Origin of the sequence: Ekhidna sp., assembly GCF_963691765.1 — a bacterium.
GTDB lineage: Bacteria > Bacteroidota > Bacteroidia > Cytophagales > Cyclobacteriaceae > Ekhidna.
Genome location: NZ_OY829375.1, coordinates 501,570 through 513,664, shown reverse-complemented (window position 1 = coordinate 513,664; position 12,095 = coordinate 501,570). Strand labels below are relative to the sequence as shown.

Genomic DNA, 12,095 nt, shown 5'->3' with positions numbered 1-12,095 from the left:
TATGAAATCGATATATAATAAAATAGCATTTGTATTTGTCCTAATAGCGCTTTCTGCGTGTTCATTGGATGAAGTACCTAATCCGAATGCACCTACTGTTTCAAGTTTTGAGGAAGGTGCTTCTCAGCAGGATTTGAGATTATTAACAACCGGTTTAGAGGCGGTGATGAGAAATGATATGGGATTCCATTATCAGACTGTTAGTATTTTAGGTAGAGAGTACAATGACCTTACTCAGGTAGACCCAAGATACACTGGTGAAATCTTAATTGGCCCATTGGATAATAATGGGTTCTTAACTACTAGAGCTTATTCAGCATGGTATAAAATTGTTCAGTCAGCGAACCTTTTGATTACCGCTGTTGACAACTCTGGTACCGCACTAAGCAATGAAGCGTTAGATGGTTATAGAGGTTATGCAAGAACTTATAAAGCATATGCTCTATTGATGGTTGCCAATCGTCAATTCTCAAATGGAATTAGAATTGATGTAGCAGATCCAAATAACTTAGGAGCTTTTGTGGGTTATGACGCTGCATTAACAGCAATTCGTGATATGCTGGATGATGCAAATGATGAGTTACAGAATGCAGCTAGTGAATTTGCTGCAGGAGAAGACTCGTTTGATTTTGCGGTTAGCAATGGATTTGGAACACCATCAGCATTTTCTCAATTCAATAGGGCAATTGCTGCAAGAACTGCTATCTATCAAGATGATAAAGCTGGCGCACTAACCCTTCTTGCAGATTCATTTATGGATGAAACTGGAAGTTTAGATGCAGGACCTGCTCACGTTTTTGGTTTAACTGGAAATGATATTGCAAATCCACTTTTCTATGTTCCTAATCAGCAACGCTATATGGCGCACCCTTCTTTCGAAGCTGATGCTGAAGCTGGTGACACTAGAGTAGCTGCAAAAACAAGTCTTTTCGATCCTGAAGATGATCCGGATGAAGGACCAATTACTGTAACATTTGATGGTTTAAGTGGAGATAGACAAGTTACAATGTATGCTTCAAATACATCTCCTGTGCCAATAATTAGAAATGAGGAGTTGCTTCTAATTTATGCTGAAGCAAACATTGGAACGGACAATGCAGAAGCTATTCGAGTATTGGACATTATAAGAGGTGCAGCTGGACTCGGTGGATCTACAGCCAATCCTGCTAACGATTCTGAAGTTGAAGATGAAATGCTCACGCAGAGGAGATATTCATTATTTGGTGAAGGACATCGTTGGATTGACTTAAGAAGATATAGCAGACTTAGTGATTTGCCGTTAGATAGAACTGGAGATGCACGATTAAGTGAATTTCCTACTCCGTTTGCTGAGAATCAGTAAGAGTTAATCTAATTAAAATTGAAAAGGGTGATCTTAGATCACCCTTTTTTATTATTTACTATTAACAAATTCAGCAATTTCGATTAAGTCTCGTTCATTGCTAAACTTCAAATTTTCTTGTTTTATAAAACCGTCTAAGCCTTTTGTGTCTAAGAAATTCAGATTCCTTTTTTTGCTGTTTGCTATTTCAAAAAGCTCTCCGCTTTTTTCGTAATAATACTTTTCTAATACCTGGACTTCACTATCAGTATCATTTACCAAAGTAGGGGAAGTGGCCTGCCTTGGTGCAAATACCATTTTACACTTGTAGAGCTTTATTTTTCCATCACATAAGATTTCAGTAAATCCAGAAATGTCAGCTTCATTTCTGAGTGAGGTAATTTTCTTATTTAAATATTTTTCAGGTCTTAGTCTTCCAATGCTAAACCATTCTAGGCTATCGATGAAGCTCCCATTAATTGCTTTAATTTTTGTGTCAATGATTATTTCTACATGATTTCTGACTAAATCATATCTCATGTAATATGCAACTAGAGAATCACCATTATTTAGGAATAAATTACCTGCATTCCAGTTGGTGTCAGAATAGTACTTACCGATAGAGGTAAGGTTAGATGGAGTGACCTTTGATTCCTTGGAGCTATCTCCGAAAAAGAATGGATTTAACGTAGGTATTTGAGCATATAAATTTGGAAATTGGATAAAAGTCAGTATTGCAAGAGTTAGAATCCTTTTTTTGATAAGCATTTGAATAGTTAAGTGTAGTGAGATTAAGTGATTAAACGAATTAAAGCAAAAGGGTTTGTTTTCCCGAATGCTTTAATTCTTAATTCAAATACGATTATTGATAAAAGATGATTAATTAATTAACATTCTTTAATAGATCTTGCATATCTAATGGCCTCGTATACATATTCAAACTTCCATCTTCCATCATTGGCCACTCAGCTCTAGGTCTATCGACATATAGTTCAATGCCATTTTCATCTGGATCGTTTAAATAGATAGCTTCTGATACTCCATGATCAGATGCCCCCAAGATTGGATATTTAGCTTCCCTTAAACGATTTACTAAAATTGCAAGATCCTCTCTTGATGGCAAGAGTATCGCTACATGAAATAGTCCTGTATTATCCCTTGATGGAGGATTTCCATCTTTGCTCATCCAGGTATTAAGACCAATGTGATGATGATAGCCACCTGCTGAAATGAAGGCAGCATCTTCGCCATATGTTGTCATCAACTCGAACCCTAATAGTCCACAATAAAAATCAAGTGACTTTTGAATGTTGGAGACTTTCAGATGAACATGTCCAATACTTGTTTTCGAAGGTATTTTATATTCTTCCATGGCTTAATTCATTGGTACTTCAATTAATAATACTTTAGAGCCATTCTTAGCTTTAAAATCTAACACTTCTGTATCCGTGACTGCTGCTGCGTCTCTTTTATTTAGCAGTGTGCCATCAATCTCTAGCTCTCCATCAATCAAAAAGATATAGACACCATTTCCGCTTTGATTTACTTTATAAGATATTGATGTATTTGCGTCAATATCTGCTAGAGAAAACCAGGCGTCTTGATTTATCCAAAGAGAGTTGTCTTCTTTTGGAGAAACCACAGTTTGGAATTTATTCTTTCGGTCTTTTGCATCAAAGAGCTTCTGATCATATCTAGGAGTAATATTCTCTTCTTTAGGAAGTACCCATATTTGAAGAAAATTTACTTCATCTGTTTTGCTGGCATTGTACTCCGAATGAGTGATACCACTACCTGCACTCATTATCTGTACTTCGCCCATCTGAATCACTTTTTCTGTACCAGTACTATCTCTATGTGCTAATGATCCATTCAATGGGATAGATACAATTTCCATGTTACTATGGGGGTGTGTGGGAAAACCAGCTCCTCCAATAACTACATCATCATTGAGCACTCTCAGCATTCCAAACCTTACTCGATCAGGATTAAAATATTGACCAAAGCTGAAGGTATGTTTGCTGTCCAACCACCCGAAGTTGGCTGTGCCTCTAGTCTCTGATTTGTGAATTACTTTTTGCATTTTATTATCCTTTCAGTATTAATATTTTAAATATACGTAAATACATTTAATGTAGTTACATATAAATTATTAATAAAAAAACATCCCTTATTTAATTACTTACCTTTGCAGCATTATTTACAAGAAAAGAAAAAATGAAAGCTAAAGCTAACGACAAGGTAAAAGTGCATTATACTGGTAAACTGACTTCTGGAGAAGTGTTTGATTCTTCTGAAGGACGTGATCCACTTGAGTTTACAGTAGGAGGTGGACAAATGATTAAAGGCTTTGATGAAGCAGTGAATGGGATGGAACTGAAAGAGAAGAAAACAGTGACTATCCCTTCAGCTGAGGCATATGGTGAAAGAAGAGAAGAATTAATTCAAGAAGTACCAAAAGATCAATTACCGGAAGATATGAATCCAGAAGTTGGCCAAAAACTGGTAGCAACGAATGATCTTGGGCACCAAACTTATGTGAGCGTTACCGCTGTTACGGATCAGGTAATTACCGTAGATGCTAATCATGAATTAGCAGGTAAAGACCTTGTATTTGATATTGAATTGGTAGAGATTGGATAATTCCAGATTGCATAAAGAATTTAAAAAGGGCTCGTAGAGCCCTTTTTTTATGTCACTTTTGTTAATTTCAATATAACCTCGAGACATAACCGGCTAGTAAAGAATACCATGCATAAATTATTCTTCACCATTTTAACATTATTAACTATTCAATTCTCAATTGGGCAGGATAGTCTAGATGTTGATTCTGTAGCGCTAACGCTTAATAGTATGAATCAGCAATTAGAAACATATGAAAGGCTATTGAGTGAAAGTAGTAAACAGCGGGAAGAAGACTCGCTTGCAATGAATGACTTGATCAATCAAATTCAGTTACTACAAGCTATTCAAGCTGGTAATGCCCCATCACTGCAAGAACAAATAAATGCGGTAGAGGAGAAAGACTCTATTCGAAATAGACTACAAAAACTAGAGATACTGGAGTTAAGTGCTGGCAATAGAGGGCACGTGGTAAATCCTCTACAAGATTCTTTGTTTACTATTTATACAGGTTTAGGCCCAATTCAATCCAGGCAAAGAGCTTTAAATGTTACTGAGAAGATAGAAATCTTGATTCGAGACGATTTGTTTTTTCCTGATTCCCTGCATTTGGAAGAGCATGATGGTACCCTCGATGTGATGTATAGAAATTTAATATTGACAAGTGTTTCTGATTGGGATGCTCTTTGGATGCAAGGAGAAACAAAGAGATCATTAGCACGCGCATACAAGGAAAAAATCTCTGAGTTTATTCAAGAGTCACGGAATAAAAGCAATATTGAAAATGTGGCAGCAAGGATTGGGCTTGTTTTTCTAATTCTGGGTGGTGTAGTGCTAGTACTACATTTTTTAAGGCGTTTAGTTAATGGCATCCAAGGTTGGATGGTAGTTAATAAGAGTAAGTACTTTACTGGCTTCAAAATCAGGAATTTTGAAATTTTGACTCCATCTCTTCATTTGGACATTGCAGTCCGCATTATGTCCATTTTGAAATGGGCGATTTATGCCTTGGTATTTTATCTTTCATTGCCTCTGATATTTGGTTTATTCCCTTTTACCAGGGGATGGGCTCAGAATTTGATTGACTGGATACTTAGCCCTGCGCAAAATGCCTGGTATGGGTTTTGGAATTACTTACCCAACTTATTCACGATTGCGGTTATATATCTGATTACCGTATACTTAGTGAAATTTATGAGGTTTATCGCCTCAGAAGTGGAGAGTGGTACACTTAAATTGCCTGGCTTTTATTCAGATTGGGCAATACCTACATACAGGTTGGGTAAGGTACTAGTCTATTCATTTATGCTTGTTGTCGTTTATCCTTATCTCCCAGGTTCAGAATCGGATATTTTTAAAGGAGTTTCAATATTTCTAGCATTAATGGTTGCTTTTGGTTCGACTTCAGCTGTCGCCAATGGTGTGGCTGGTCTGGTAATAACCTATATGCGACCATTTCGCATCGGTGATCATGTTAAAATTGGAGAAGTAGCAGGCGTAGTTGTTGAAAAGACACTGCTAGTTACAAGAGTAAGAACTATCAAAAATGAGGATATAACTGTACCCAATTCATCAATATTGACAGGCCATACGATTAATTACACAAGTAGTAGTAAAGCGCTTGGCTTGATACTAAATACTTCCGTTACTATTGGGTATGAAGTTCCATGGACGAAGGTACATGAGTTATTAATCGAGGCCGCTGTTGCTACTGATGGCGTTAATGTGAGTAAAGAACCATTTGTTTTGCAGACAAGCCTTAATGAAAGACATGTTTCATATCAGTTGAATGCATATACGGATTCACCAGAAATGATGCCCAATACTTATTCAGAATTGCATGCTAATATTCAAGACAAATTCAAAAATGAAGGTATCGATTTAGTATCACCTTTATGATCTATCTGGATACGGCTCGGATCATCTCTTTAGATTCATCTTCAAGATTCACAAAGTTTACTTTCTCCATTTTATCTACCTCAAGGCTGTAGAAGTCGAATTCTTCAACGACTTTTCCAGTTAATTTATAGATGCCTTTGCCACGGAATGGATATTTGGCCACAGAAGGTGGGAAGTGTACGGTGTCAATGAAAGCACCTTCCTTATCTATGAAAGTTCCAAAACACATACGCTTACCGTTTGATGTTCCTGTGTTTTTAATGGTCACTAAGTATCCCATCATTTGGACTTTTTGGTGTAGATGATTTGGGAGATTTTTGGAAAGTACTCCCTGAAAATCCGTCGCGATCAATTCAAAAGGATTACATAGTGGAAAGCCCAGTAAATCCATTTCATCCAGCGCATCTTCGCGCTTGTCATAGTGAAGGGGAGGTAAAGACCATTGTTTAATAGGAACTTTAAATAACCCATTTTTAGCTCGACTGACACCGGCTCCCATGGAAAAGTGTACTTGCCATAGAATATCTTTTTTTGAGCCAAAAGCACGTAGTGCTCCTACACGTATAAGTAGTTTGATCTGTTCTAATGAAATTTCTAAGCGATCGATGAAATCATTCAAGTCAAAAAATTCTCCATTTCTGAACCGCTCTGTTACTATCATGTCAATTGTGGAATGATTTAGGTCTTTGACCATCCCGAATCCTAGATAGATTGTTTTTCCATAAATCACTGTTAGCCCTTCGCTATGGTTGACACAAGGAGCTTCGATTTCAGCGCCACTCATACGAGCTTCATGCACGTAAAATTCGGTGCGATAAAATCCACCTCCATTGTTTATTACTGCTACCATGTACTCCAGAGGATAGTATGTCTTGAGGTATAGTGCCTGGTAGCTTTCTACGGCATAAGATGCAGAATGACCTTTTGCGAAGGCATATCCTGCGAAACTTTCAATCTGGCGCCAAATGTCTGAAGAGAGCTCAAATGTATGCCCCATATCCTTACAGTTTTGAAAAAACTTATCTCGTACTTTCAAAAATTCGTTTCGTGATCGATATTTCCCAGACATTCCCCTTCTCAGCATATCAGCTTCTCCTAGATCCAGTTTAGCAAATAAGTGAGCCACTTTAATTACATCTTCCTGGTAAACCATCACTCCATATGTGTCTGGCATAATGTCTTGTAAGATGGGATGGGCATCTTTTCTACGTTCAGGGTGGCGATATCGCAAAATATATTCACGCATCATACCAGACTTAGCAACTCCTGGTCGGATAATGGAGCTAGCAGCAACAAGCCCTAAATATTCATTTACCTGAAGTTTTTTCATCAGCATGCGCATGGCGGGAGATTCTATATAGAAACAGCCAATAGCATCTGCATTTTGTAGTTTATTATTCAGATTGGGGTCGTCTTTAAAAGACTTGAAATTATGAATGTCTACCTCAGGGTCATTAGGGCAATTGCGCTTAATTACATCCAGTGTATCCCGAATTTTCCCCAATCCTCTTTGACTGAGTATGTCAAATTTGAATAGTCCTACATCTTCAGCGATGATCATGTCGAAATGTGTGACAGGATACCCTTTTGGAGGAAGTGAGGTTGCGGTAAAATAGTGTATAGGCTTGTCGGCAATAAGAATACCACCGGCGTGAATACTGAGGTGACTGGGGAAATTTGTGAGGCGAGCACCATATCTGAGGATAAGTTGACCGATATGATCCAACTCTTTTTCATCAGCTTGTCCTAGTTTTTCAATTTCATGAGGAGGGAGACCAAATACTTTACCCAATTCGCGAATGATTGCGCGATGCTGAAATGTACTGTAAGTCGCTAAAAGTGAAACTTGGCCTTTGGTGCCAAATCGCTCAAAAATGTATCGTGTGATATCGTCTCTATCTCTCCATGAGAAATCAATATCAAAGTCAGGAGGGTTTTGTCTGAATAGGTTTATGAATCGCTCAAAATAAAGGTCTAACTCGATTGGATCTACATCCGTGATTCGCAATAGATACGCTACCACGCTGTTCGCTCCACTTCCTCTACCAACGTGATAGTACCCTTGCGACCGGGCATACTCCAGGATATCCCAATTGATGAGAAAATAGGAAACGAACCCTTTCGACTTAATCATCTCAAGTTCCATATCTAATCGATCTAAGATTTTTTGATCGGGATTATCTCCATATCTGTAAGGCAACCCTTTATGACAGAGATCGGTAATTAATTGAATGTCTTCATTTTCTGAATTAGCATATACTTTTAAATTTTGATGCTTAATGGGATCATTAAACTTGAATTCGATTGCACATTGCTCCAATAGCTTCTTTGTATTCACAATGATTTCAGGATAGTCTTTGTAGGCTTCGAAAAGCTTTCCTACTGGTTCCATTATGTCTCTTGGATCACCTTCTTCTTCCTTTGGGAGCCTGCTTAGAAGTAGGTTTTTATCGATACTTCTCAGTAATCGATGCATGTTGAAGTGAATCTTATTGTCATCACCACCTTTGAATGATGCTGTCTGTAAAATCACAAGCTTGCTAATAGACTTTTTCCATTTAGTCATTGGCAACTTGATGATATCTCTTGGACGTATTCCTAAGAATTCGTTTTCTCGGAGTTTAAAATCAAATGATAATTGAAATGGATAGATGACGAATGAATGATCAAACTGTGGTGCGCGATCTGGAAAATCTTCTTTTTCATGAAGGTGCTTTGAGAGATAGCGATTTAGTTCTTGAAACCCTTCATTGCTTTTTGCAATTCCTATAAACTTTTGTTGAGCACCGTTTCGGAAATCTATGCCTAGAATGGGGCGGATATCGAACTTTGTTGCTAAACGAACAAAATTCAGACTCCCGGCAGTAGAATTGATGTCTGTCAGTGCCATTTCGGTTATACCACATGCTTGCGCAGTAGTTAGTAGCTCTTCTTCGGATAGCGTACCATACTTGAAGCTATAATATGTGTGCGTATTGAGATACATGTTATTTCGTTTTTGAAATTCTTGTATCTCCCTTGAATGGGTTGAATGTACGAATTGCGTTTACTCCTAAAGCCTTTGCTCTGACAATGGAACGATCACCATGCTTTTGTCTAAGCCAATCCATCTCTTGATACAGATTGATGATCTCACCAGAATCTTCAAATAAATTGATTTGATAGTTTCCATGTACCAGACTACTGAAACGTACTCCCACCAGTCTTACTAAAAGCCTTCTGTCATAGAGCTTTTCAAATAGTTCAATTACTCTAGGTATAAGAATGTGATCAGCTGATGTGTATGGGATTCGAATTTGCTGTGTATATGTGTTGAAATCTGAATAACGAACCTTGACTGCAACGCATGCAGTTAGTTTACTTTCTTGTCGTAGTTGATAGGCCAGATGCTCAGTCATGGCTAAGATGATATTCTTTAAGCGAGTAATATCCGTGGTGTCTTTATTGAAAGTCTGTTCTGTAGAAATGGATTTACGTTCAGAGTATGGTATCACTGGAGAATGGTCGATTCCATTTGCTTTTTCCCACATTGCTACTCCATTCTTTCCGAAGATTTGCATCAACATATCTTTTGGCATCTCTTGCAAGGTGTGAACTTTACGAACTCCTAATCCTCTTAAGGTTTGCTGTGTTTTACTACCTATCATTGGGATTTTCTTCACTGAGAGTGGTGCGAGGAAGGATTTTTCAGTACCTGATTGAACCCAAATCTTATTGTTGGGCTTAGCTTCACCGGTAGCAACTTTAGATACTGTTTTATTTATAGATAGTCCGAAGGAAATTGGAAGATGTGTCTCTTGAATTACTTTATCCCTTAACTCGGAAGCCATTTTGTAGCAACCAAAGAATCGATCCATTCCAGTCAAATCAGCATAAAACTCATCAATTGACGTTTTTTCAAAAACTGGGACTCGTTCTTTAATGATTTCAGAGACCTCCATCGAAAACTTAGTGTAATCAGCATGGCTGCCTTTTATAATGATGGCTTCGGGACATAGCTGCATTGCTAAGCGCATTGGCATGGCTGAGTGAACACCAAATTTTCTAGCTTCATAGCTACACGCTGCGACAACCCCACGATCACTCGAACCACCAATTAAAATGGGTTTCCCCTTCAATTGACGGTCTCGTAACCGTTCTACAGACACAAAAAAGGTGTCTAAATCCAAGTGTAAAATGAAAGAATTCATCAGGATTTAAAATTACTAATATTTTTAGTAAAATATACTTCCTGATAAATACGTTGTTCGTCTAGCCAGCGCTACCACTTATCTAATTGCTTGTACGAACCCATTGAAAATAGCTATCTTTCGTGCAGTCACCAGTCTTAGAATGAATTACAGAGAAAGAATAATATTTTTCCTCATAACGATTTTGTTATGTCAATATGCCGAAGCTCAATCTGATCGACAGAAGGAGATGGTGTCTATGACGTATTCGTTTATAGAAAATATTGAATGGCCTCAAAAGGATACCCCATTCAAGATTCATGTTATTACCACAGATAATGACTTGAAGCAAGAATTCAGATCCACAAGTCAAAATAAAACTTTGGCAGGGAGAAATACTGTGGTCAGTTTTACTGGCTATGTATTAATACCGGAGGACGTAGATGCAATCTTCGTTACCAATCAATACAATGTCACGATCCCCACCTTATTAGATAGGATAGGTGGAAAGAATGTCTTACTCATCACCGATAGGTATAATAAGCAACGAGATGTGATGATCAATTTTCTGGATAAAGATTCTGGAGAATTGACATTTGAATTAAATCGAGCCAATGTAACTAATCAAGGGTTGACGTTAAAAGCTGGAATGAATGCGCTGGGAGGCTCAGAAGTAGACGTTGCTAAAATTTTCAAGCAAGTTCGAGATTCAGTAAGAGCCATGGAGCTTCGCGCAGAAGAATTGAAAATTCAATTTGATTCACTGAATTTGAATGTAGCGGTGGCTAGGAGACTTGTTCGAGGGCAAGGCCAAATCATCGAAGCAAGAGATAATGAAATCCAAGCAAAACAAGATCAGATAGATAAACAGACTGGTATTTTAGACAGTCTTCGCGAGGAGTTTGCTGAATCAGAAAAGCGGTTGATAGACCTTACAACAACCCTGGATGAGCGAGAGAACGAGCTGCAAGTATTGGGTGAAGAAATTGATGAGCAAAAAGAAAACATGGAAGAGGGGAATAGAATTCTGTCTAAGCAATCAAAACAAATAGCAGAGCAGAATGAGGAAATTGCAAAGAGGGAAGAGCGGTTGGATGAAATGTCCAATGTGGTTAATTCCCAACAAAGTGCATTAGTGTTTCTAATATTATTCCTGGTAGTACTTGTTGGATTCTCCTTTTTAATTTTTACTGCATATCGAGCACGGAACAAAGCGGCTAAAAAGCTTGCGGAGCAAAAAGAAGACCTTGCTAGCCTTTTAGCAGAACTACAAGACACTCAATCACAACTAGTGCAATCCGAAAAAATGGCATCTCTTGGTACGTTGACTGCAGGAATTGCTCATGAAATTAATAACGCGATAAACTTTGTTTACTCAGGTATCCATGTCCTTAGCGACAAATTCACAGAAATTCGTCCTGTAATATCACACGTCACCGAAATCAAGAAGGATGATAAGAATATGAAGCAGGCCATAGAGAAGTTGGTAAAGGAGCGAGAAGAGGTCGGCTATGATGAAGCACAGGGAATTATTGATCAGATGATCAATAGTATAAAAGTAGGAGCAGAACGAACTACTGAGATAGTGAAAGGATTGAGAACTTTCTCAAGATCAGAAACTGAACAGAAAACGAAGATTGATTTGCATGCCGATATGGATGTCGCCTTACTACTACTAAATAGTAGGCATAAAGACGCCATTAGCATCAACAAGAACTTATCAGAACAGCACATGGAGATTGATGGTTATAAAGGGCAGCTAAGTCAAGCTTTTCTTAACATCATCAGTAATTCGATCGATGCTGTAGCACCTAAAGGGAGAGATGGAAAAATAGATATCGAAACATCTTTTGACGGCAAACGAGCAGAAGTAAAAATATCAGACAATGGCATAGGAATGTCTGAATCTGATATGCAGAAGATATTTGATCCATTTTTTACTACAAAAAAAGTGGGTGCAGGAACCGGCCTGGGACTTTCAATTACATATGGGATTATAGAGCGACATGGAGGAACTATTGCAGTTAATTCCCACTTGAATGAAGGAACAGAATTTATTATTAAACTACCTATAGCGAGCTAAC

Annotated in this window: 9 protein-coding genes; 4 read left to right on the top strand and 5 right to left on the bottom strand. The window is 37.9% G+C overall.

What is annotated here, in order from left to right:
* The first annotated feature begins 1 nt into the window (after position 1).
* A complete protein-coding gene (locus ACY650_RS02450) occupies positions 2-1,342 on the top strand; it encodes a RagB/SusD family nutrient uptake outer membrane protein (RefSeq protein WP_462251385.1) in 1,341 nt (446 codons plus the stop codon).
* Positions 1,343-1,393: 51 nt separating this feature from the next.
* On the opposite strand, the gene ACY650_RS02445 is transcribed toward ACY650_RS02450, so the two are convergent.
* From ACY650_RS02445 to ACY650_RS02435, 3 genes are all read right to left on the bottom strand, one after another.
* The gene (locus ACY650_RS02445) at positions 1,394-2,089 is read right to left on the bottom strand and encodes a hypothetical protein (RefSeq protein WP_462251383.1); all 696 of its coding nucleotides are present in this window, start codon (positions 2,087-2,089) and stop codon (positions 1,394-1,396) included.
* A gap of 115 nt (positions 2,090-2,204) precedes the next feature.
* Positions 2,205-2,693, bottom strand: coding sequence for a VOC family protein (locus ACY650_RS02440; protein WP_462251381.1), 489 nt, complete (start codon positions 2,691-2,693; stop codon positions 2,205-2,207).
* Positions 2,694-2,696: 3 nt separating this feature from the next.
* Positions 2,697-3,404 carry a pirin family protein gene (locus ACY650_RS02435; protein WP_462251379.1) on the bottom strand — a complete coding sequence of 236 codons (708 nt, stop codon included), beginning with the start codon at positions 3,402-3,404 and terminating at the stop codon, positions 2,697-2,699.
* 134 nt (positions 3,405-3,538) lie between these two features.
* On the opposite strand from ACY650_RS02435, the gene ACY650_RS02430 reads away from it, so the two are divergent.
* A complete protein-coding gene (locus tag ACY650_RS02430) occupies positions 3,539-3,964 on the top strand; it encodes an FKBP-type peptidyl-prolyl cis-trans isomerase (RefSeq protein WP_462251377.1) in 426 nt (141 codons plus the stop codon).
* 108 nt (positions 3,965-4,072) lie between these two features.
* On the top strand, positions 4,073-5,842 hold the full coding sequence (locus ACY650_RS02425; protein WP_462251375.1) for a mechanosensitive ion channel family protein: 1,770 nt from the start codon (positions 4,073-4,075) through the stop codon (positions 5,840-5,842).
* 1 nt (position 5,843) lies between these two features.
* Here the strand turns inward: ACY650_RS02425 and ACY650_RS02420 are convergent, their stop codons facing one another.
* Positions 5,844-8,828 carry a DNA polymerase III subunit alpha gene (locus tag ACY650_RS02420; protein WP_462251373.1) on the bottom strand — a complete coding sequence of 995 codons (2,985 nt, stop codon included), beginning with the start codon at positions 8,826-8,828 and terminating at the stop codon, positions 5,844-5,846.
* A 1-nt stretch (position 8,829) separates the two neighbouring features.
* Entirely contained in the window at positions 8,830-10,032 is a 1,203-nt protein-coding gene (dinB, locus tag ACY650_RS02415; protein ID WP_462251371.1) for a DNA polymerase IV, read from the bottom strand.
* 142 nt (positions 10,033-10,174) lie between these two features.
* Here dinB and ACY650_RS02410 point away from each other — a divergent pair, with 142 nt between their 5' ends.
* Positions 10,175-12,094 (top strand): YfiR/HmsC family protein, encoded by a 1,920-nt coding sequence (locus ACY650_RS02410; protein ID WP_462251369.1) that lies wholly within the window; start codon positions 10,175-10,177, stop codon positions 12,092-12,094.
* Position 12,095: the final 1 nt, after the last annotated feature.

What these genes read in the sequence shown, in the direction of transcription:
- ACY650_RS02450 (WP_462251385.1), top strand. Translation starts at nt 2, where the DNA reads ATGAAATCGATATATAATAAAATAGCATTTGTATTTGTCCTAATAGCG.
- ACY650_RS02445 (WP_462251383.1), bottom strand. Translation starts at nt 2,089, where the DNA reads ATGCTTATCAAAAAAAGGATTCTAACTCTTGCAATACTGACTTTTATC.
- ACY650_RS02440 (WP_462251381.1), bottom strand. Translation starts at nt 2,693, where the DNA reads ATGGAAGAATATAAAATACCTTCGAAAACAAGTATTGGACATGTTCAT.
- ACY650_RS02435 (WP_462251379.1), bottom strand. Translation starts at nt 3,404, where the DNA reads ATGCAAAAAGTAATTCACAAATCAGAGACTAGAGGCACAGCCAACTTC.
- ACY650_RS02430 (WP_462251377.1), top strand. Translation starts at nt 3,539, where the DNA reads ATGAAAGCTAAAGCTAACGACAAGGTAAAAGTGCATTATACTGGTAAA.
- ACY650_RS02425 (WP_462251375.1), top strand. Translation starts at nt 4,073, where the DNA reads ATGCATAAATTATTCTTCACCATTTTAACATTATTAACTATTCAATTC.
- ACY650_RS02420 (WP_462251373.1), bottom strand. Translation starts at nt 8,828, where the DNA reads ATGTATCTCAATACGCACACATATTATAGCTTCAAGTATGGTACGCTA.
- dinB (WP_462251371.1), bottom strand. Translation starts at nt 10,032, where the DNA reads ATGAATTCTTTCATTTTACACTTGGATTTAGACACCTTTTTTGTGTCT.
- ACY650_RS02410 (WP_462251369.1), top strand. Translation starts at nt 10,175, where the DNA reads ATGAATTACAGAGAAAGAATAATATTTTTCCTCATAACGATTTTGTTA.